This is a genomic window from Pseudomonas sp. M30-35 (assembly GCF_002163625.1).
GTDB lineage: Bacteria > Pseudomonadota > Gammaproteobacteria > Pseudomonadales > Pseudomonadaceae > Aquipseudomonas.
Genome location: NZ_CP020892.1, coordinates 3,933,362 through 3,953,663 on the forward strand (window position 1 = coordinate 3,933,362; position 20,302 = coordinate 3,953,663).

Below are 20,302 nucleotides of genomic sequence, written 5' to 3' on the forward strand. Positions count from 1 at the left end.
AGGACAAACATCGCTTCGTAGGGTGCGACAACGCGAAGCTTGTCCACCACAAGCCGCACTGCAACCCTATTTCGCACCATAAGCGGCGGACAGAAAGGCGCTGTCCTCCCTACAGGATAAACATCGCTTTGTAGGGTGTGACAACGCGAAGCTTGTCCACCACGGAGACCACACTCCCCAAGGCCCACACAGCAAAACGCCCAGCAGTTGGCTGGGCGTCCCTTTGAATAAACGCTAAAGAATTAACCGTTCTTCAGGCGCCGCAAATTGCCGATTACCGACTCAAGCGCTCGGTCAAACAGCAACGCGTCATCAAGCAAACGAATAGCATTGCGGCGGAACTCGACGGCCAAGGCCATGCGCGTTTTCTCGAGGACCTTCATGCCCGTGCGGTTGACGAATATAAACTTGCCGCTTGGCTTGATGATCGCCGCTAACTTGCAGCGCAGCTTGTGCTCGTCATCCTCAAGGAACTCAACCCAACTTCCGACACGCAGCGCATCAACTTTAGGCAGCATTTCATCGTCTTCAGGCAATACGACTTCAGCTTTAGTCGCTTCAGTTTCGCCAGGAGCCAGCAGCACGATTTCCTCAACCACCTCGATCATCGGCGCCACTTCTGGCTCGACAATCGGCGGCAACTCCAGCAGCGGTACTTCGGCCCCAGCATCAATCAATGGCTCAGCCATGATTCGTTTGAATCGCTGAAACGCGTGAACATGTAGCTTCTCAAGCTCGCTGAAAAATTCACTGGTGGCAAATGGATCGAAGGCAGCACTGCTCATGCCTTCGCGCAACGCCTTGAGCAATCCCGGCACCAACTCCAGTAAGCGCAAGCGCGCCTGCGGATCTTCGTGCGGCTCCACACTCCAGATCAAATCATCCATGGTCCCCAGCGCAGCGTTCCACTCTTCTGATTCAACGCCATGCTTGAGACAGGTCAGCGTCAGCACATTGCTCCAACCTTCCTGCAACAAACGCACAACGACTTCAGGCAGTTTTTTCCCCAGCAAACGCTGATTCAGAGCGTGCTCGACTTGCTTGCGCGCCAACTCAGAACGCGCGCTGCCCTCTTCTGCATCACGGGTACGTTGCTCAAGCAGCTCGCTGCGGCGGCGCTCATCAACGGTGAACGCCATAAAGTCGCTAAGCAACTCGGCGAAAATCTGTGGGTCATCAACAAAATCATTGAGTAGACGCTGCACAATCTGCTCAATTTTCTGGAACAGAGTGTCGCGCTGAGCATCATCTTGCTCACCCCAGCCCAACGATGCGGCAGCGATCTCGTTAAGCAGGCGACGAGCCGGGTGACTGCCGCGGCTGAAGAAGGTCTTGTCAAGCACCGCGACCTTGAGCATTGGAATTTGCAGGCGCGCAATCAGCGCCTTCAACGAGTCCGGCAGGGTGCGGTCATCGAGGATAAATTCAAACAGCATCGACACCAGATTGATGACGTCTTCGTCGACTTCTCCGACAACCCGCGTCTTGCCACTTTTGGCGCTCGCACGGCTGAGCAAAAGCTCGAGTTGATCGCGCACAACAAATTCGGAATTCACCTGCGCAGGCGCACGCTGCTGCATATGTGACAACAGGCGCATCAAGTCATTACTGGTAATCGGCATGGCATCAGCAGGCACGTGGCGCTGAGCCACCGAACCGCCGCGCGCGTGGGATAACAGGTCCTGCAGCGCAGTGAAAACCTCTTGCACGTCCTGCTCGGCAAACTCGCCTGCAACCGAATGCTGATGGCTCGTTTCACCAACAGCACCGCGAGCGGCGGCCTGGCCATGAGCCGAAGAGCGACGAGCCGGTGCCGACTTCAGCTCAGGCAAAACACCTGCCGCAATCAGCTGCTGATTGGCCTCGGCATAGAGTTGATCAAGATCGACCAGAACAAACTTCTCGAACAACTTGAGAATGATCAGCTTAACCCTGATTTCAACACCCAGACTGGCGCAGGCGCTCAAGAAATTCGCGCACAGCGAGGCAGGGCCCAACGGGTTGCTCTTGTCATCAAGCTTGCGGCTGACCAGTGCATTCAAGCGCGTAGTAAGGTGGTTCAATGCCTGACTATCACGGCTGAGCACTTTGGCGATCATTGCATCAGTGGCGACCGTTTCTTCAAGCTCGTCATTCTGCACCAGCGACAAGCTATCGAACGAGACGCTATCAAGGGATGGCGCCTTGCCAATGGAGTATTGATTGAGGGTGGAGAAAGACTCGAAGATGGCTTGCAGAAATTCGCGCTCAACGTTCTTTCGCTTCAAACGCAGATCACGCATGGCTTCAAAAAAAGCATTCTGCTCGCCATTGCTGGTTGCACGATCAGCCATTTCGAACAGCGTGTCGTCAGCATTATCAAACAAGGCCTGCAGAGCTTGCTTAAGCTGCTGAGCAGCTTTGTCGCGCAACTGAATCAAGGCAGCAGGCAGCCTCGCCGCAGAAGCAGCGTTAGCCTGTTCCGCGGCCAAAGGATTAAGGTGAACCACCTTAGCGTCAGTTGTCATGTTCGCAAGTCTCCTGCAGATCGCCCTCCTTGGCTGCAATCTCTGCATGCAATCGATTGATCACCTACATCGAACGTCAATGTAATGGCGTCAATAATCTAATATATGAAGGCATTATAGCCATCTAGCACAACTTACCAAGCCTTCAACAGCATCAGGCATGACTCAGATCACACATGGCAGGCCTAACTGACGAGCGGTATATCGCATCGATCAGTTACGTTCTAAGAGCCTGAAATCATCAAATGATTCACTCTAAGGAGCCTCTGCCATACGAGAAACATAAGCTGATTTATCATTTCCTTGTCTAGCCAACCCCAACCAGCACCTGCTCCAAACCGGCGTTTATAGCTGCAGAACGATGAAGTCTGCCTTTATAATCACCGCTCACTGAAAATGGAGCGCACCATGCCTAACCTGATACTCGCCGACCTGAGCGCTGAAATTGAGGCCAACGTTCGCCGAGCACTAGCAGAAGACATGGGCAGCGGCGACATTACCGCCCAGCTTATTCCCGCCGAACGCTTGGCCCATGCGACCGTCATCAGCCGCGATGCAGCGGTTATTTGCGGCACAGCCTGGGTTGATGCCGTTTTTCGTCAGGTTGATGATCGCGTGGCCGTGCATTGGCAAGTGGCCGACGGCGATCGCGTCGAACCCAATCAGGCGCTATTTCATCTGGAGGGCCCAGCTCGCGCCCTGCTCACCGGCGAACGCAGTGCGCTGAACTTCTTGCAAACCCTGTCTGCCGTGGCCACCCGCTGCCAGCACTACGCAGATATGGTGCAAGGTACCCAGATCAAAATTCTCGACACGCGCAAAACCTTGCCCGGCCTGCGCCTCGCCCAGAAGTACGCCGTCACCTGCGGCGGTTGCCACAACCACCGCATCGGCCTGTTCGACGCCTTCCTTATTAAGGAAAACCATATCGCCGCCTGCGGCAATATCGACGCCGCCGTAAAAGCCGCACACAAGATTGCCCCAGGCAAGCCGGTGGAAGTCGAAGTCGAAAGCTTAATTGAACTGCAAGAAGCGCTAGACGCCGGCGCCGACATCATCATGCTCGACGAACTGCCACTTGATGACATGCGCCAAGCCGTCGCCATCACCCAAGGCAAAGCCAAACTCGAAGCCTCAGGCGGCGTCAACGAATCCACACTAAGAGCCATCGCTGAAACGGGCGTGGACTATGTGTCGATCGGCACGCTGACTAAAGATGTGAAGGCGGTGGATTTGTCGATGCGGCTGGGGTTGTGAAATGCCCCCTTAAAATAATGTGACCACTGACTAACCGCCCAATCAGCACTACCTTGGCAAAGTTACGCCTTTCATTTCAGGATCGGTCACAGCGGCTTCTTTCCACTCACGTATTGCTGTATCGCATACATGCTTAGCCTTAAGATCACAAAGTACTCTTAGTCCCCACGCGGCTTCGGGTGCGTTATTGTTCAAAGCGGCGGCCTTCGCATAACGATACAAACCAGCACTAACTGGATATCTTTCAACCGTATCGCGAAACCGCTTCAACGCATCCAAAGACATCCCTTTTTTAGGCTCTGCTCTTAATCCGTTGAGTGCATCCTGTAACGATACTAAAAAAGTGACATGTGGTTCACTTGGAACCTTAGCCCCAGTTATTTTTGCGGCTACCATGCGGTGCGCCGTTAAATTTTTAACAATATTGCTATAGTCAACAAACATACATCCGATAATTACAGCAAAAAAAATACCAACAAAAGCCACAAGAGTTTTTGGAACCGTTACAACCGCTCTCACCTGTCCTTTTGCAGAAGCGCAACCAATCATTAATGCCAGTGGCAGTGTGAAAAAAGCGTAGAGATGAGGGAGTTCAAGCATTGCGTGTATAAAAAAAACGCCAACAGCTATCCAAAGGAGTGCATGCTCTGTAGTTCTAACAGTACGAAGTTGCGTATACCCCCAAATGAAAGCTGCAATGAGAATCCCACCACCAAGCAGCACGCCATTCCATAGAAGTACATCAAAGATAATATTATGCGAATGCCCCATTACTGAACCAAGCCCAGAGTATTCATCAGCTAATGCCACATGAAGCATGACAACCTGATTCCATCCGTAGCCAAGCACTGGATGCTCCCAAATACCACGAAGAGCCATTTCCCAGAATTTCGCGCGAACGCCTACTCCTGCAAAACTACGCCCCGCCTCCTCGAAAAAAAACTCTGCAAAAATCTGAGAAAACCCTAGAACCAACAAATACCAAAGCACTAAAAATACAATAGGATAACGGAAGCCCTTGTAATTAAATTTTGAAAACAAAAGCAAAAAGGATATAGCTAAAATAAACACCTGCAAACAGCCAGTTCTCGACGCAGTAAGAGCAACACCCACTAAAATAAATGCAGCAACGAATGTAGCCACCACTCCACTTAAAATACGCTTATGCCAAAACCACCAAACTGCAACCACTCCCCACATTAGAAATGTTGCCAGATTATTTGGCTGACCAAGTGCGGCTACTACCCGCCCCCCACCAACGCTCATCGTCGGCACTAAAATCCCAAGACCCGTTAAGCCGAACCATTGATACAGTGCCAACCCTGTTGAGGCCACTGCAGCACAAATAAAACTCGCAAAAAGCACTCCAACCAACTTATCAGAGTTTACAAGCTCCGACCTTTGCCCAAGCGAAACAAGGCAGGAAAATCCCAAAAGAAGAATAACGTATAAAACAGCATCCCCTTTAAATACCAACACTCCAAAGACAGACTGAAAAATAGGAACTATAGAAATACACGCAACAACAAGAGCCAACCGATCAAAGGCCCATTTTTTTTTGCATACTAGCAGAGACCAAAACAGCAATGGCAACAGCACAACTGCCATCGCCCATTCACTATAGAAGGTTGTCCACGGATCATTGTGCGTAGTAATCAACCATGGGCAAGCGAGCAAGACGATATATAGCACCCGCCATACACCTCTCCCACCTTCACACTGAACTGAAGAAGCAACAACTACGGACTCCACATCACTCCCCAAAACTTTATCCTTAATCATTGCAAAACTATAAATATGCAAATAAAAATGGGCGATCTAAGATCGCCCATTTTTTTACTACAACTAAATTAGTTACGGCAGTCAGCAGGCACAAACTTAGTGTCAATACCGCTTACGGCACAATCCCATGTCAGCTGACCATTACCGGCATCTCGTGGAGTCAACGTCAGGCTACCAGTGGCATTTGGTACAGTCGAGGTAACGGTTACAACACCAGTCCCATCAGTGATAACCACGTTTGAAACGTAATCAGTCGCTCCTGGGAAAGAGTAGCCAGAGTTAGAAGCAGTTAAAGAAGCAAGCCCACCAAGTGACGAAGATGTTTCAGCAACTGCCAGCTTTGCAGGAGCACCCATCAAAATAACCTCACTCATTTTAGCGCGAGTGGTGTAGTCCTGATAAGCAGGCAGAGCGATTGCAGCCAGGATACCGATGATCGCAACTACGATCATCAGTTCGATTAACGTAAAACCTTTTTGAGCTTTCATGTAACTCTCCTAAAAATGAATAGGCCCAACGACCTAACCAAGCTAATGCACTCACTGTGCCAACTATGGAAACACCGCCATATCCAGCCGAAAGCAAGCTACGCATCACAACCCCATCCAAATAAGTGACAGCATGTGACGTAATTTGTCAGCCGCTGAATGTCAGTTTGGTTCTGTCCTTCAACTAGGCTATAACGCAGGCATAGTTTATGGAGCCTGCAATGAATGACGTCGTCTCTCTCACCGGCCTAGCCAAACAAATGGTCATCGCTGAACTGCTTGATGAGAAAGCAGCACAGCAAGCTCAACAGCAAGCTACACGCAATAAAATGTCGTTGGTCACCTACCTTGTACAAAACAAGCTGGTTAAAAGCCGGGCGCTGGCAGAGCTGGCCTCTGACCAATTTGGCGTGTCATTTGTTGACCTTGGCTCGATTGACAAAGAAAGTCAGCCACGTGAGCTGATTAGCGAAAAACTGGTTCGCCAGCATCGCGTCATTCCGCTGTGGAAGCGGGGCAATAAGCTTTTTATCGGCGTATCCGACCCGACCAATCACCAAGCAGTCACTGATATCCAGTTCAGTACCGGCCTCAACACTGAAGCCATCTTGGTTGAAGACGACAAGCTTGGCGACGCCATAGAGAAGTTCTTCGACTCTGGCACCAGCGGTATGGAAGACCTTGCCGATGTTGATCTGGATGGGCTGGATGTTGAAACGGTCGAAGACGAGCCACGCGGCGGCGATGGCGCCCAGGAAGCAGATGATGCGCCGGTGGTTCGCTTTGTTAACAAAATGCTTTTAGATGCGATTAAGGGTGGATCTTCCGACCTGCATTTCGAGCCTTACGAAAAGACCTACCGCGTGCGCCTACGTACCGACGGTATTCTGCACGAAGTCGCGCGCCCGCCTGTTCAGCTTGCCCCTAGAATTTCCGCACGCCTGAAGGTCATGGCCTCGCTGGATATTTCCGAGCGCCGCAAACCGCAAGACGGACGCATAAAAATGCGTATATCCAAGACCAAGTCCATCGACTTCCGCGTTAACACTCTTCCAACTTTGTGGGGCGAAAAGATTGTAATGCGTATTCTCGACCCAACCAGTGCACAAATGGGCATTGACGCCCTCGGGTATGAGGAAGATCAGAAAGACCTGTATATGACCGCCCTTAAGCAGCCACAAGGGATGATTTTGGTTACCGGCCCTACCGGCTCGGGCAAAACCGTGTCGCTGTACACCGGCCTTAATATCCTCAATACCCCGGATGTCAATATTTCCACGGCGGAAGATCCGGTCGAAATCAACCTTGAAGGCATCAACCAGGTAAACGTCAACCCCAAACAGGGCATGGACTTCACCCAGGCGCTGCGCGCCTTCCTGCGTCAAGACCCGGATATCATCATGGTTGGCGAGATCCGTGACCTGGATACCGCTTCTATCGCGGTAAAAGCCGCGCAAACCGGCCATATGGTGATGTCGACCCTGCACACCAACAGTGCTGCAGAAACCTTGACTCGCCTGCGCAATATGGGCGTGCCGTCATTCAACATCGCCACCTCGGTCAACCTGATCATCGCACAGCGACTTGCGCGCAAGCTGTGCAGCAGTTGCAAGAAAGAAGTTGATGTGCCGCGCGAGACGCTTTTAGAAGAAGGTTTCCCAGAGGCAAAAATTGGCACATTCAAGATTTTCGGCCCCGTGGGATGTGAAAATTGCAAAGGCGGTTACAAAGGTCGTGTCGGAATATATGAAGTGGTTAAAAACACGCCTAACCTGCAACGGATTATCATGGAGGAAGGCAACTCCATCGACATTTCCGCGCAGATGCGCAAAGACGGTTTCAATGATCTACGCACCTCGGCACTGGTGAAAGCGATGCAAGGCGTCACCAGCCTTGAGGAAGTCAACCGCGTAACCAAGGATTAACCATGGCGGCAAAAGCACTCAAAACCAGCGTATTCGCTTGGGAAGGCAAAGATAAGAAAGGCGCAACCGTCAAAGGCGAGCTCAACGGGCAGAATCCTGCATTGGTCAAAGCCCAACTGCGCAAGCAAGGCATCAACCCAATCAAGGTACGCAAGAAATCCGCCTCACTTTTTAGTGCAGGTAAAAAAATCAAACCAATGGACATTGCTTTGTTTACAAGGCAGATGGCGACCATGATGAAGGCTGGTGTACCGCTATTACAATCGTTCGACATTATCAGTGAGGGCTTCGACAACCCCAATATGCGTAAGCTGGTTGATGACATTAAGCAGCAAGTAGCAGCTGGTAACAGCTTTGCAACTGCACTTCGAACAAGACCTCAGTATTTCGATGAGCTCTACTGCAACCTTGTAGACTCTGGCGAGCAGGCTGGTGCTCTAGAGAGCTTGCTTGACCGCGTAGCCACCTACAAGGAAAAAACAGAGGCACTAAAAGCAAAAATCAAAAAAGCCATGAACTACCCTATCGCCGTAGTGGTAGTCGCCTTGATCGTTTCAGCTATTTTGCTGATTAAGGTAGTTCCTCAATTCGAATCGGTATTCGCCAACTTTGGCGCAGAGCTACCCGCCTTTACACAAATGGTAATTGGGCTTTCACAGACACTGCAAAAGTGGTGGCTCGCATTTCTTGCAGGTCTTGTTGCTATCGCGTTTCTATTCAAAGAAACCCATAAGCGCTCACAAAAATTTCGAGATGGTTTGGACAGAGCATTTTTAAAAATGCCTATTGTTGGCGATATTCTCTATAAGTCCGCGGTTGCACGGTTTGCAAGAACATTATCAACTACATTCGCAGCGGGCGTACCTCTGGTAGATGCTTTAGACTCCGTTGCTGGGGCCACCGGCAATATCGTATTCAAAAATGCAACGAACAAAATCAAAGCCGACGTTTCAACAGGTATGCAACTGAATTTCTCAATGCGCACAACCAATACCTTCCCCACCATGGCAATTCAAATGACAGCCATCGGCGAAGAGTCAGGCTCATTAGATGAAATGCTCGATAAAGTAGCGACCTTCTATGAAGATGAAGTCGACAATATGGTCGATGGCCTTACCAGCTTGATGGAGCCCATGATTATGTCGGTGCTTGGCGTCTTGATTGGTGGCTTGGTAATTGCTATGTACCTGCCAATCTTCCAACTGGGCTCTGTAGTCTAACCCATGCAAACACTCGACTTTCTGGCCAGCTCTGCGCTGGCCTTTTCTTTATGCGTGCTGGTTATCGGTTTGCTGGTTGGCAGTTTCTTGAATGTTGTGGTGTATCGCCTGCCAATCATGATGCAGCGAGACTGGCAGGCCCAGGCGCGTGAAGCATTGGAACTGCCTAGCGAAGACGCCCAGCAAACTTTTAACCTGCTCTTGCCAAACTCGACCTGCCCTTCGTGCAAACACGAGATTCGCCCTTGGGAAAACATCCCGGTCGTCAGCTACTTGGCTCTGCGCGGTAAATGCTCCAGCTGTAAAACCGCGATAAGCAAACGCTACCCCTTGGTGGAGCTGGCCTGCGGGGCGCTGTCATTCTTTATCGCCTGGCACTTTGGTTTTACTTGGCAAACAGGTTTGATGCTGCTGCTGACCTGGGGCTTGCTGGCGATGAGCCTGATTGATGCCGACCACCAACTGCTGCCTGATGTACTGGTGTTACCGCTGCTCTGGCTGGGGTTGATTGCCAATTATTTTGGCCTATTTACCAGCCTTGACGATGCTCTCTGGGGCGCGGTTGCCGGTTACTTAAGCCTATGGACGGTGTTTTGGCTGTTCAAACTGATAACCGGCAAGGAAGGCATGGGGTATGGCGACTTTAAGCTGCTGGCCATGCTGGGTGCATGGGGCGGCTGGCAAATTCTGCCGCTGACCATTTTGCTTTCATCGTTGGTCGGCGCAGTCCTTGGTGTGATTATGCTGCGCATGCGCAATGCCGAAACCAGCACACCCATACCTTTTGGCCCTTACTTGGCTATCGCTGGCTGGATAGCGCTGATCTGGGGCGACCAGATCACCTCAACCTACCTGCAATTTGCCGGAATGAAATAGGCTATCAGCGTTGCCATGTTGGACCAGGGTCGCCAGTTGCAAGCGCTCTGCTCTACAATCAGCGCTCTATTTGATTGACTAGAGCCACTGCACGCGCATGAAACCTTGGATTTTGGGCCTTACCGGCGGCATTGGCAGCGGCAAAAGCGCTGTTGCACAATGCTTTATCGACCTCGGTGTGCATCTGGTCGATGCAGACCAAGCGGCGCGCTGGGTGGTTGAACCCGGCCGCCCGGCTCTAAGCCAGATAACAGAACACTTTGGCGCCGGTATCCTGCAAGCGGATGGACAGCTTGACCGCACCGCGCTGCGTAAGCTGATTTTTCAGGATGCCGAACAGCGCCGTTGGCTCGAGGCATTACTGCATCCGCTTATCAATCAAGAGATCAGCCAATATCTGGCGCAAGCAACCTCGCCTTACGCAATTTTGGTCACACCTTTATTGGTGGAAACCGGCCAGCACGCATTAACCCAACGCGTACTGGTGGTCGATGCACCTGAAACACTGCAGATTGAACGCACGCTGATGCGCGACAATACTTCACTCGAACAAGTGCAGGCGATTCTTAACGCGCAAGCTACACGCCAGCAGCGCCTACAAATTGCCGATGATGTATTGGTAAACGATCGCGACCTGATTTGGCTGCGCAACGAAGTAGAACGCCTGCATACTTTTTATCTGACTTTACGTGGAGGCCAACCATGACCACACCAACTCTCGTCGCCTGCCCTACCTGCGCAGCGCCTGTTGAATGGGGCCCACAAAGCCCTAACCGTCCGTTTTGCTCGGAACGCTGCCAGCTGATTGACTTAGGTGCCTGGGCATCTGAGGAGCATGCTATTCCCGGTAACGAGCTGGAAGATGATGTTTTCTCCGAGGAAATCCCACCTCGCACCCACTGATCAAGGGCGTACAACGCCGAAAACTCACGCGTTATCTGGTGGACAAGCTGCGCGTTGTCACACCCTACGACTCGGGTGGCTGCTTGTCGTTCTTCCACGGGGCCGACAGATAGCGGCTGCGGTTGAAGGTTTCCAGCCACTCGGGGTAAAACACCACCAACGCACTGACCACCAAGCCGTTGATAAAGGCCTCGGGAAATATCACCAGCCATAAATAGCCGATGTAATCTTCGATCCAGGGCGGCATCTGAAATATGCCATCCAGCCACAGCACCCCGAATGCGCTGAGAATGACCAGCAAGGTTGCCAGCGCAGCCGGAAAAAAACCGCAAAAGAAGATATACACAAACAAGTTGTCCGGCTGTTCGCGCTCGACCCGCATGGCACAGAGCTCGGTGACCAGCACCGGCAGCACAATCAGCAGCATGCCGTTGACGCCAAGCGCCGAGAAATCCTGCAGCCCCAACATAAGCATGCCGATTTGCGCCAGCAGGCCAACCAACACAGCCAACGGCCAATCGAGCAGTAAGGTTACCGCGGTCATTCCGATGAAGTGATAGGACAAGCCCGACTCGAAATCACGCCGCACCAACCACAACACAAACAACGCCAAAGCCGTGGCGAACACCAGATGCTGACGGCGCAGGTCGCTGATTAACGCCAGCCAAGGCGCACGAAACACAGCCCAAAGCACGATTGGCGCATACAACAGCCAGCCAACAATCGTGCTAGTGGTTGTGAGTAACTCCGCACCAATCATCTCGCCACACCTCAACTACAAACAGGTAGGCAGCAGTCTACACCCCTGACTAATCGCCCCAAACCGCTAACTGATCGTCGCCCGAACATATCCATTTGCCAGGCTGCGGAGCTAAGCTAGGCAAATGGATGACTCTGATTACCTACGCTTGCTCACAGACCATGCCGAGCAAGCCAATGCATTTCTGTCGAATGCTCGCAAATGGGAACGCGAGCGCTGGGTATGCCAGCGCCTATTGCAAGCGTTTAACCTGCGCCACCGGCTTGAAGAGTTTATCGCGCCCGGCAATGAGCCTCCTGACGTATTGTTTCGCGATGCCAATTTCGAGGTGTTCTTTGTGCTCGACGAAGGTCGCCGCCTTAATGATGAATGGCGCGCTGAACTCGAACGCCGTCGCCGGGCATTTTCCCTCAGCCAGCTGGTGCGCCGCGAGGCAAAACCCAAGCGCATCCCCGCCAAAGACATGCTCGCCCGCTTAGCTCCCACACTGAGTAAAAAATCCCATAACTACCGTGAACGCGATATAGATCCCAGCGAATTAGACCTGCTGGCCTATATCAACCTGAAGCGCTCAGTGCTGGATTTCAACAGTCACTTCCCGCCGCCCACCGAGTTTCTGCGCCAAGGTTGGCGTTCGCTCTCGGTCGTCGCCCCCACATTTGCCCGGGTCATTTTTGCTCACGCTGATGCCCCTGAGTTTTTGCGCAATAATCTTGGCCGCAGCGTTATTTTTGACGCTGGCATGAGCCTGTGAACGTAATATTCGTCGATAATCGCAGTCAGTAAATGGCGGAAAAAAGCCAGCACCAGAGCAAACGAAGCAAACTTCGTAGGGTGTGACAACGCGAAGCTTGTCCACCACAAATTGCCAAGCTAGCAAACTCCGCGCTGCATTTGGCGGACAGAAAAGCGCTGCCCGCCCTACAGAATAACCGCCACCCATGTGGGGTGCTACAACCCGCAGTTTACTCACCATGAACAACCAAAATCAGACTCGGACACCCTTTCAATGAGCCCGCTCAAAGCATTACTCGCAGCAGTTCCCCAGCACGGGCAAGTGCGCTGGATTGGCGTGCGCCCGGCATCACGGGCGCCGATGATCGAACTCGATGCCGTGGAAGCACGCCGCGATGAAGGCTTGACCGGCGACCACAGCCGCCCGGGGCCACGTAATGCACGGCAAGTCACCTTTATTCAATGGGAGCACTTGGCCGTCGTCAGCGCATTATTAAGTCGCGCGCCTGACAACCAAATTCGCCCAGAGGACCTGCGGCGCAATATCGCGATCATCGGTATCAACTTGTTTAGTCTCAAAGGACGGCGCTTTAGGATCGGTCAGGCAGTATTCGAAACAACCGGCTGGTGCCAGCCCTGCGCACGGCTAGAGGAACGCCTGGGCCAAGGCACATTTCAGGCCATGAGAGGCCATGGCGGGATTACTGCCAGAGTGCTGCAAAGCGGCATCATTCGTTGCGACGACAGGCTGATTGTTGAGCCATTAATAGAGGCGCAGATAGACTAATCTAGCCATGCCCTGCGCAGGCGACTTAAACTGACAGAACGCCGCTGCGCAGGCCCAGCACACGGCCAATGGTAATATGCACCCGAACATCGGACACACTGCAAACGGCTAATTGCGCTAGGCTTGGATAAACCAGCGCCTGCAAACAACTATAATCAGGCCTACGCAACACTCGACCTTCGAGGTTTCCATGACCAGTCGCCTTACTCCTGACGACCAACAACGTGTTGATCAGTATCTAAGCGCCCCACAACACCAAGTCGAACGCCGCCCTTTTAAAGTCTGGCGCCTGTTATTGGTGGTACTGGGCATAGTCGTTGCCCTCGGGGTTCTCAGCCGATTTCTTGGGAGTTTGGTGCTATGAGCTGCTTAGCGCTCGCCCTCGCCCCCGTTAACTGTTCTATTCAAAGCCTTGCGAGTCTATTAAATGAGCCATCAAATCGTGATCGTCGGCGGTGGCGCCGGCGGTTTGGAGCTTGCTACCCGCCTGGGTAAATCTCTGGGCAAGCGCGGTCAAGCCAAAGTCACTTTGGTCGACGCCAACCTGACCCATATCTGGAAACCACTGCTACACGAAGTTGCAGCAGGCTCACTCAACTCATCGGGCGACGAGCTGAATTATGTTGCCCAAGCAAAATGGAATCATTTTGAGTTTCAACTCGGGCGCATGTCTGGACTGGATCGTAACAACAAGCGGATCAGCCTGGACGCTACCCTGGATGAGCACGGCCAAGTTCTGGTGCCGGAGCGTGACCTGCACTACAACAGCCTGATTATCGCCGTGGGTAGCACAACCAATGATTTCGGCACCCCTGGCGCTGCGCAACATTGTTTATTTCTCGATACCCGTGAACAAGCAGAACGCTTTCACAATCAACTGCTGAATCACTACCTGCGCGCACATGCCAGCCAAAGTGAAACCATCGAGCAAATCAGCGTGGCGATCGTTGGCGCTGGGGCCACAGGCGTTGAGTTGGCGGCCGAACTGCACCATGCGGCCCATGAACTCGCGGCGTACGGCCTTAATCGTATTTTGCCGGAGAACATGCGCATCACCGTGATTGAAGCCGGGCCACGCGTACTTCCCGCGCTACCTGAGCGCATCAGCCAGCCGGTGCATAAGGCCCTCGAAAAGCTTGGCGTTACCGTGATGACCAACTCAGCGGTTAGCGAAGTCACGGCCGATGCGCTGCTTACCGCTAAAGGCGAAACCATTACGGCCAGCCTGAAGATTTGGGCTGCGGGCATTCGCGCCCCCGCATTCCTTAAAGATATCGCCGGCTTGGAAACCAATCGCATCAACCAGTTGGTTGTCCGCCCCACACTGCAGACGACTGAAGATGACAACATCTTCGCCTTTGGCGACTGCGCAGCCTGCCCGCAACCCGGTACAGAAGGCCGCAATGTGCCGCCACGCGCTCAAGCCGCTCACCAGCAGGCATCCCTACTGGCAAAAACCCTGAAGATGCGCGTACAAGGCTCAGACAAAGCCCTGCCGGAGTATCAATACCGTGATTACGGCTCACTGATTTCTTTGTCGAGCTTTTCTGCTGTAGGTAACTTGATGGGCAATTTAACTGGCAGCGTGATGCTCGAAGGTTGGTTGGCGCGGATGTTTTATGTATCGCTCTATCGCATGCACCAAATGGCGCTGTACGGCTTTTTCCGCACCGCTTTACTGATGCTCAGCGACTGCATCGGCCGCAGTACAGAACCACGCCTCAAGCTCCATTAAGCAGAACCGAGCGGCGGACAGAAAAACGCTGTCCGCCCTTGTATCTCGACTACTGCTTATTTTAGAGCGATAGTTCCCGATTGATCCTCGGGGGAGCGAGTGCAAGCCGTGTCCGCCCTAAAGCTTCGAGCTTGTAACGTAGATAGCGCTGCACTCCTCCGCACTCATCCAGCAAGTCCGAACGGTATCCTGAGCCTCGAGCTCGCATCAGCAAGGTTGGACGGATGAAGTGATGATCGACCTAACTCAATGAGGAGTAAGCGTCATGACGATAGTTGTCGGCATCGACATAGCTAAACAGACCTTCGATATCGCCACTCTGCAAGATAACGGCAAGTACCGCACCAAAGCCAAGCTGAGTAATAACGCTGCGGGCTTTGAGGTCTTTCGGCAGTGGCTGCTTAAGCACGCTGAAGCCGATGCCTGGGTCGTAATGGAGGCCACTGGCATCTATCACGAAGCTTTGGCTGAGTGGCTGTTTAAGCTGGGTTACCGTGTTTGCGTCCTTAACCCCGCACAAATGGCCTATTACGCTCGCAGCCAGCTGCAGCGGGTAAAGACGGATAAAGTCGATGCCAAGCTCATCGCTGACTATGGCCGCAGGCATCAGACCGAACTACGAGCTTGGCAGCCTGAGCAGCCTTCTATTCGCCGTCTGAAAGCGTTAGTGCGCCGTTTGAAGGATTTGCAGGAGCTGGAGCAAATCGAACAAAACCGCCTAGATGTGACCAACGAACAGAAGGTCAGGGCGTCAATTGAATCGGTGCTTGAGCACTTGCGTCAACAAATCGATGAAACGCTAAAGGCGATCAAACAGCACTTCGATGACAACGACGATCTACGCGGCCAGCGAGACCTGCTAACCAGTATCGATGGCATTGCGGACAGAACCGCAGCGCTTGTACTGGCGGAGTTGGGCGATATCGAACGCTTCGAAAGCAGCCGTGCGGTCACGGCCTTTGCCGGACTTAATCCCAGGTTACAAGAATCAGGAATGCTCAAAGGTCATGTGCGGATATCGCGCATGGGCTCAGTTAGGTTACGCGCCGGGCTTTATATGCCAGGTATCGTATCCATCACTCGTAACCCCGCTATTCGGGCACTGGCTGAGCGAATGAGAGCCAATGGCAAAACGGGTAAACAGATCATCTGCGCAGCTATGCGCAAGCTGCTCTGCATTGCCTACGGAGTACTAAAATCCGGAAAACCATTTGATCCTCTTCTCGCTATTGCAAGATGAGGATCAAGACGGTATCTACGAAATACCGGAAAACGCCAATCTTAACCAAACGGTAGGGTGAACAACGCGAAGCTTGTCCACCATGGTTTATGGCACCTAACCGCTCAAGGATGAGCCACCATGCCAAATTACCGCCGCGCCCGCGCTCAAGGGGCTACTTATTTCTTTACTGTTAATCTGCGTGACCGGAAAAGCGATCTATTAATCCGTGAAATCGACTTATTGCGCACTACAGTCCGCGCAACGAAGGCCCGCCACCCCTTTCATATTGATGCATGGGTGGTGCTACCCGAACATATGCACTGCATGTGGACGCTGCCAACGAACGACAACGAGTTTGCCCTGCGCTGGAAGGTTATTAAACACGCGTTTAGCAAGCGCTTGCTGGTAACTGAACCACGAACAGTCATCCAACTCCACCGCAGAGAACGCGGTATCTGGCAGCGCCGTTATTGGGAGCACCTGATCTGCGACGAGCAGGACTACCAACTGCACTTCGATTACATCCATTACAACCCACTGAAACACAACCATGTACGAAAGCTGGTTGATTGGCCTTACTCAAGCTTTCATCGAGCAGTGGCAATGGGCATTTACCCCGAAGACTGGTGTACCAGCCCGGCGCATGAGCAGGGTAATTTCGGAGAGTAATGTTTGACGAAGCTTATCCACAGCCACAAATGGCGGACAGGAAAGCGCTGTCCTCCCTGCAGGATAAACATCACCCCGTAGGATGCGACAACGCGAAGCTTGTCCACCAGCGATCCGATACAGAATAAATACCCGGTGCTACAAATTTCAGGCATAAAAAAAGCGCCTTATCGACGCTTTTTTTAACTGGAGCAGAGTGAATGACTCTGTTCCTAAGATTCAACTCTTATCAACAGCAAGAGCGAAAATGGTGGGTCGTGTGGGATTCGAACCTACGACCAATTGGTTAAAAGCCAACTGCTCTACCAACTGAGCTAACGACCCAAAAATGGTCGGGGTAGGGGGATTCGAACTCCCGACATCCTGCTCCCAAAGCAGGCGCGCTACCGGACTGCGCTATACCCCGATATTGAAAGTTTGGCTCCGCGACCAGGACTCGAACCTGGGACCCAATGATTAACAGTCATTTGCTCTACCGACTGAGCTATCGCGGAACTACATACCTCCAAAGCCTCAAATAAGCGTCTAGACTTAAGTCCTTTCCCGTATCTGAGGCGCGCCATTTTACGGTTTACGGCCGGACTGTCAACCCCCTTTTTTGCTTTTATGACAATGCTTTGCACGGCACCCAGTGACTGCTATATCTTCTATTAATAAAGCCGGCGCAGGATGCAATGGCTGGAAGGACACTTGCTAGGAAAGTACATGAGCAATCCAGGCCCACCGAACGTTCACTCCATTTCAGGACAGGCACTTGCCAGCCGCGGCATTACCCCGCGTTTCGGTGTGCTGGTGCAGAGCTGCAGGCAGTTGGTCATGAACCGGTTGGCCGAACACCTCACGGGTGTATTTGGCCAAGTGGACGACACCTTATTTGAGTGCGCTGAAAAAGCTGAAAACAACCAGGTGCAAACGCTGTTTTTTGACAATATGCGTGAGATACGCAAGCAGCGTCCGCAAATTGAGCGCCTTTATCATCAAAAAATAGCCCAGAATTTTTCCGACTTTCTTGATGGCAAGCTCAAGCCCGCCGAGGCGATCAGCGAGATGAAGGCTGATACGTTGAGCCTGATGCAAAACGAGGAATACGAAGAAAGTCTACAAGTTACCAATATGGTAAGCCGGGTCAAAGCCCGCTGCGCACAACCGCTATTTGCGTTGGAACAACGACTTGCCCTGCTCAACAACGGAGTAAAGCTGGTAGAGGACAACAATCCGTTCGGCCCGCAGATGATTGCCCTGGCCTTCCGTGAGGCGTTACAGCCCTGCCCTTTCCCTCTGCGGATCAAAGTCATCCTCTATACCTTGTTTGACCAGCATGTGATGAACAGCCTCGAAAGCATCTATGCGGGCCTGAATAAACGCCTGATTGATGCCGGTATTCTGCCTAACCTCAAATACACCGCGCCGCGTAACAGCAACTCAGCCGAGCCGACAAGCAAAGCTTCAAACCTGCAAACAGCGGATGCGCAGCCACAAGATCAAAGCTCAATCAGCCCAAGCACTACCCAGCCGAACTATCAAACGACCGCTGGCTGGAGGATGTCGGGCTCGGAGCACGGCTATGCACCACCTCCTGCGGCCGACTCTCCACCGCCCAGTGATCCGATGGCGCTGCTTAGCAGCTTGGCCTCATTGCTCAACGAGCATCGTCGACGCGCCCCCAATACGCCGTTGCAGGGCAACACGCGCAGTATCAGCAGCTTCGCCCCGGCCAGCGCCACGCGTACCTATAGCGCGGACGAGTTGATCGACGCACTGAACAGGATGCAGCGCCAATCCGCTGATGACTTTGCCCAACGCTTGCATCAGCCACAGCAGGTCGACGGCCTGAAAGCGGACCTGCAAAGCCAACTCGAAGAGCACAGCGAATTACCCGGCCAACAAAAAGTCTCGGATCAAGAAGCCGACATTATTGACTTGGTCGGCATGCTGTTTGACTTCATCCTTGACGATGACAACCTGCCCGATAATTGCAAAACAGCGCTATCGCACCTGCACACGCCGTACCTTAAAGTTGCGTTGCTTGATAAGGCGCTGTTCACCCAGCACCATCATCCAGCCCGCAAGTTGCTCAACAGCATGGCGCAGGCTGGAGTGCTTTATGGCACAGAGGGCGACGAACGCGGTCTGTTGGCCAAGATGCACTGGGTCGTCGAACGCGTTATCCATGGCTTCATCGGCGATTTGCAGCTGTTCGACACCCTGCTCGAAGAGTTCAACGAGTTCGCAGCCACGCTTAAACAAAAAGCTGATTTGCGTGAACGCCGAGCCGTAGAAGCCGCCAAAGGCCGTGACAAACTGCTCAGCGCTCGCCAACAAGCCGTTGACGTAATCAGTGCGTCGCTGAGCAACCGCCAGCCACCCGCAATTATTCGCAACTTTCTTGAACTCACCTGGGCTGATGTCTTGGTCTTCGTTCTGCTGCGCCATGGTGACTCAAGCGCAGAATGGTTGCGCTCGTGTGAGATTGCCGAACAACTGGCCTGGAGCGGCACACTGCTTGATGAAGCAGGCGCAAGCCGCTTGCAGAGCATACGTGTGCCTTTACTTGAGGACTTGAGCAAGGGTTTACAGTTGTTGGGCGGCTATCATGAAGACGGTATACGTCGCCTGCTCCAGGACTTGGTAACTTGCCAGCACGCCGTGCAAGCCAACCAACCTCAAGTTGCCGCCAAACTCAGCCCACAGCTACTGGAAAGCCAACTTGGCGCCATGCTCGGCGAAGACGCAACGCTAGCCAGCCAAACCACATCTCTTTCCGGGCTATCGCCACGCGCCCAAGCACTGGCTAAAGAGTTAAGCCGCATTGCTTTTGACACGTGGTTTGAATTTGTCACCGACGGGCAAACTCAGCGCCTTAAACTTTCATGGTTTAGCCCAACAACTCGTAATTACATGTTTGTGGATCACAGCGGGCAGCGTGTTGCGATCAAACCCTTGGCAATCCTCGCCACAGAAATGGAGCAAGGACTTGCCCGGGTCGCCCCCATCGAGCGCAGCGCGCCGTTAGTAGATCGCGCTCTGTCTTCAATTTATCGTGTGCTGCAGCGCTTTACCGGCCGCGCAGCCGAAAAAACCTAAGGAGTCCACATGGAGGATCGTCGTCAGCTCAACCGGCAAAGTCCCGAGTTGCAGCTGGAAGTCTTCGACTTACATTCAGGACAACGCCTTGGCCGGGTTGTCGACCTGTCCAGCGAGGGCTTCATGTTGTTCAGTGATACACCACTCGCGGTCGATGCACTCATTGAGTGCCGGATCGTCAGCGAGCAGTTGATTGAGGGCATTGGCGAAGTCCAACTAGGCGCAGATTGCCTGTGGAGTCGTCCTGGTGCCGACAGTCAGCATTGCTGGGCCGGTTTTCATATCATCGATATCGCCGAAGATCAGGCAGCACTACTCGAAACCCTGCTCAAGCACTTGTAGGCCAACACAC

18 protein-coding genes and 3 tRNA genes are annotated in these 20,302 nt (G+C 52.7%); 14 read left to right on the plus strand and 7 right to left on the minus strand.

What is annotated here, in order from left to right:
* Nucleotides 1-242: 242 nt before the first annotated feature.
* Nucleotides 243-2,507 (minus strand): DUF1631 domain-containing protein, encoded by a 2,265-nt coding sequence (locus B9K09_RS18180; RefSeq protein WP_087518145.1) that lies wholly within the window; start codon nucleotides 2,505-2,507, stop codon nucleotides 243-245.
* Between the two features lie 408 nt (nucleotides 2,508-2,915).
* Between B9K09_RS18180 and nadC the strand changes: the two genes are divergently transcribed.
* A complete protein-coding gene (gene nadC, locus B9K09_RS18185; RefSeq protein WP_087518146.1) occupies nucleotides 2,916-3,764 on the plus strand; it encodes a carboxylating nicotinate-nucleotide diphosphorylase in 849 nt (282 codons plus the stop codon).
* Nucleotides 3,765-3,812: 48 nt separating this feature from the next.
* Here nadC and B9K09_RS18190 read toward each other — a convergent pair whose 3' ends face one another.
* Both B9K09_RS18190 and B9K09_RS18195 read right to left on the minus strand, forming a co-directional pair.
* A complete protein-coding gene (locus tag B9K09_RS18190) occupies nucleotides 3,813-5,546 on the minus strand; it encodes a PglL family O-oligosaccharyltransferase (RefSeq protein ID WP_087518147.1) in 1,734 nt (577 codons plus the stop codon).
* A 68-nt stretch (nucleotides 5,547-5,614) separates the two neighbouring features.
* Complete coding sequence (locus B9K09_RS18195) at nucleotides 5,615-6,034, minus strand: pilin (RefSeq protein WP_087518148.1); 420 nt, start codon at nucleotides 6,032-6,034, stop codon at nucleotides 5,615-5,617.
* A gap of 221 nt (nucleotides 6,035-6,255) precedes the next feature.
* On the opposite strand from B9K09_RS18195, the gene pilB reads away from it, so the two are divergent.
* The 5 genes from pilB to yacG all read left to right on the plus strand — a co-directional run bounded on the left by pilB (nucleotide 6,256) and on the right by yacG (nucleotide 10,958).
* Nucleotides 6,256-7,959, plus strand: a complete 1,704-nt coding sequence (pilB, locus tag B9K09_RS18200) for a type IV-A pilus assembly ATPase PilB (RefSeq protein WP_087518149.1) — start codon at nucleotides 6,256-6,258, stop codon at nucleotides 7,957-7,959.
* 2 nt (nucleotides 7,960-7,961) lie between these two features.
* On the plus strand, nucleotides 7,962-9,179 hold the full coding sequence (locus B9K09_RS18205; RefSeq protein WP_087518150.1) for a type II secretion system F family protein: 1,218 nt from the start codon (nucleotides 7,962-7,964) through the stop codon (nucleotides 9,177-9,179).
* Nucleotides 9,180-9,182: 3 nt separating this feature from the next.
* The gene (locus tag B9K09_RS18210; protein ID WP_087518151.1) at nucleotides 9,183-10,055 is read left to right on the plus strand and encodes an A24 family peptidase; all 873 of its coding nucleotides are present in this window, start codon (nucleotides 9,183-9,185) and stop codon (nucleotides 10,053-10,055) included.
* Between the two features lie 97 nt (nucleotides 10,056-10,152).
* Nucleotides 10,153-10,761 (plus strand): dephospho-CoA kinase, encoded by a 609-nt coding sequence (gene coaE / locus B9K09_RS18215; RefSeq protein WP_087518152.1) that lies wholly within the window; start codon nucleotides 10,153-10,155, stop codon nucleotides 10,759-10,761.
* Nucleotides 10,758-10,958 carry a DNA gyrase inhibitor YacG gene (gene yacG / locus B9K09_RS18220; protein WP_087518153.1) on the plus strand — a complete coding sequence of 67 codons (201 nt, stop codon included), beginning with the start codon at nucleotides 10,758-10,760 and terminating at the stop codon, nucleotides 10,956-10,958. Before coaE ends, yacG begins: the two co-directional genes overlap by 4 nt.
* A 64-nt stretch (nucleotides 10,959-11,022) precedes the next feature.
* On the opposite strand, the gene B9K09_RS18225 is transcribed toward yacG, so the two are convergent.
* Nucleotides 11,023-11,718, minus strand: coding sequence for an energy-coupling factor ABC transporter permease (locus B9K09_RS18225; protein WP_087518154.1), 696 nt, complete (start codon nucleotides 11,716-11,718; stop codon nucleotides 11,023-11,025).
* Nucleotides 11,719-11,842: 124 nt separating this feature from the next.
* On the opposite strand from B9K09_RS18225, the gene B9K09_RS18230 reads away from it, so the two are divergent.
* The 6 genes from B9K09_RS18230 (at nucleotide 11,843) to B9K09_RS18255 (ending at nucleotide 16,866) form a co-directional block, all read left to right on the plus strand.
* Nucleotides 11,843-12,472, plus strand: a complete 630-nt coding sequence (locus B9K09_RS18230; protein ID WP_087518155.1) for a DUF1780 domain-containing protein — start codon at nucleotides 11,843-11,845, stop codon at nucleotides 12,470-12,472.
* Between the two features lie 255 nt (nucleotides 12,473-12,727).
* Complete coding sequence (locus tag B9K09_RS18235) at nucleotides 12,728-13,240, plus strand: MOSC domain-containing protein (protein ID WP_087518156.1); 513 nt, start codon at nucleotides 12,728-12,730, stop codon at nucleotides 13,238-13,240.
* Nucleotides 13,241-13,430: 190 nt separating this feature from the next.
* Entirely contained in the window at nucleotides 13,431-13,604 is a 174-nt protein-coding gene (locus B9K09_RS18240; protein ID WP_087518157.1) for a DUF3094 family protein, read from the plus strand.
* Nucleotides 13,605-13,667: 63 nt separating this feature from the next.
* On the plus strand, nucleotides 13,668-14,975 hold the full coding sequence (locus B9K09_RS18245) for an NAD(P)/FAD-dependent oxidoreductase (protein WP_087518158.1): 1,308 nt from the start codon (nucleotides 13,668-13,670) through the stop codon (nucleotides 14,973-14,975).
* Nucleotides 14,976-15,240: 265 nt separating this feature from the next.
* Nucleotides 15,241-16,215, plus strand: coding sequence for an IS110 family transposase (locus tag B9K09_RS18250; RefSeq protein ID WP_087516234.1), 975 nt, complete (start codon nucleotides 15,241-15,243; stop codon nucleotides 16,213-16,215).
* Between the two features lie 120 nt (nucleotides 16,216-16,335).
* Nucleotides 16,336-16,866: a transposase gene (locus B9K09_RS18255; protein ID WP_087518159.1), complete on the plus strand. Its 531-nt coding sequence runs from the start codon at nucleotides 16,336-16,338 to the stop codon at nucleotides 16,864-16,866.
* A 248-nt stretch (nucleotides 16,867-17,114) separates the two neighbouring features.
* On the opposite strand, the gene B9K09_RS18260 is transcribed toward B9K09_RS18255, so the two are convergent.
* From B9K09_RS18260 to B9K09_RS18270, 3 genes are all read right to left on the minus strand, one after another.
* Nucleotides 17,115-17,190: transfer RNA gene (locus B9K09_RS18260), tRNA-Lys, on the minus strand.
* Between the two features lie 5 nt (nucleotides 17,191-17,195).
* Nucleotides 17,196-17,272 (minus strand) — tRNA-Pro (locus tag B9K09_RS18265).
* Between the two features lie 12 nt (nucleotides 17,273-17,284).
* A tRNA-Asn gene (locus B9K09_RS18270) sits at nucleotides 17,285-17,360 on the minus strand.
* A 211-nt stretch (nucleotides 17,361-17,571) separates the two neighbouring features.
* Here B9K09_RS18270 and B9K09_RS18275 point away from each other — a divergent pair.
* Entirely contained in the window at nucleotides 17,572-19,950 is a 2,379-nt protein-coding gene (locus B9K09_RS18275; protein WP_087518160.1) for a DUF1631 domain-containing protein, read from the plus strand.
* 9 nt (nucleotides 19,951-19,959) lie between these two features.
* Nucleotides 19,960-20,292, plus strand: coding sequence for a PilZ domain-containing protein (locus B9K09_RS18280; protein WP_087518161.1), 333 nt, complete (start codon nucleotides 19,960-19,962; stop codon nucleotides 20,290-20,292).
* Nucleotides 20,293-20,302 lie beyond the last annotated feature (10 nt).

What these genes read in the sequence shown, in the direction of transcription:
- B9K09_RS18180 (WP_087518145.1), bottom strand. Translation starts at nt 2,507, where the DNA reads ATGACAACTGACGCTAAGGTGGTTCACCTTAATCCTTTGGCCGCGGAA.
- nadC (WP_087518146.1), top strand. Translation starts at nt 2,916, where the DNA reads ATGCCTAACCTGATACTCGCCGACCTGAGCGCTGAAATTGAGGCCAAC.
- B9K09_RS18190 (WP_087518147.1), bottom strand. Translation starts at nt 5,546, where the DNA reads ATGATTAAGGATAAAGTTTTGGGGAGTGATGTGGAGTCCGTAGTTGTT.
- B9K09_RS18195 (WP_087518148.1), bottom strand. Translation starts at nt 6,034, where the DNA reads ATGAAAGCTCAAAAAGGTTTTACGTTAATCGAACTGATGATCGTAGTT.
- pilB (WP_087518149.1), top strand. Translation starts at nt 6,256, where the DNA reads ATGAATGACGTCGTCTCTCTCACCGGCCTAGCCAAACAAATGGTCATC.
- B9K09_RS18205 (WP_087518150.1), top strand. Translation starts at nt 7,962, where the DNA reads ATGGCGGCAAAAGCACTCAAAACCAGCGTATTCGCTTGGGAAGGCAAA.
- B9K09_RS18210 (WP_087518151.1), top strand. Translation starts at nt 9,183, where the DNA reads ATGCAAACACTCGACTTTCTGGCCAGCTCTGCGCTGGCCTTTTCTTTA.
- coaE (WP_087518152.1), top strand. Translation starts at nt 10,153, where the DNA reads ATGAAACCTTGGATTTTGGGCCTTACCGGCGGCATTGGCAGCGGCAAA.
- yacG (WP_087518153.1), top strand. Translation starts at nt 10,758, where the DNA reads ATGACCACACCAACTCTCGTCGCCTGCCCTACCTGCGCAGCGCCTGTT.
- B9K09_RS18225 (WP_087518154.1), bottom strand. Translation starts at nt 11,718, where the DNA reads ATGATTGGTGCGGAGTTACTCACAACCACTAGCACGATTGTTGGCTGG.
- B9K09_RS18230 (WP_087518155.1), top strand. Translation starts at nt 11,843, where the DNA reads ATGGATGACTCTGATTACCTACGCTTGCTCACAGACCATGCCGAGCAA.
- B9K09_RS18235 (WP_087518156.1), top strand. Translation starts at nt 12,728, where the DNA reads ATGAGCCCGCTCAAAGCATTACTCGCAGCAGTTCCCCAGCACGGGCAA.
- B9K09_RS18240 (WP_087518157.1), top strand. Translation starts at nt 13,431, where the DNA reads ATGACCAGTCGCCTTACTCCTGACGACCAACAACGTGTTGATCAGTAT.
- B9K09_RS18245 (WP_087518158.1), top strand. Translation starts at nt 13,668, where the DNA reads ATGAGCCATCAAATCGTGATCGTCGGCGGTGGCGCCGGCGGTTTGGAG.
- B9K09_RS18250 (WP_087516234.1), top strand. Translation starts at nt 15,241, where the DNA reads ATGACGATAGTTGTCGGCATCGACATAGCTAAACAGACCTTCGATATC.
- B9K09_RS18255 (WP_087518159.1), top strand. Translation starts at nt 16,336, where the DNA reads ATGCCAAATTACCGCCGCGCCCGCGCTCAAGGGGCTACTTATTTCTTT.
- B9K09_RS18275 (WP_087518160.1), top strand. Translation starts at nt 17,572, where the DNA reads ATGAGCAATCCAGGCCCACCGAACGTTCACTCCATTTCAGGACAGGCA.
- B9K09_RS18280 (WP_087518161.1), top strand. Translation starts at nt 19,960, where the DNA reads ATGGAGGATCGTCGTCAGCTCAACCGGCAAAGTCCCGAGTTGCAGCTG.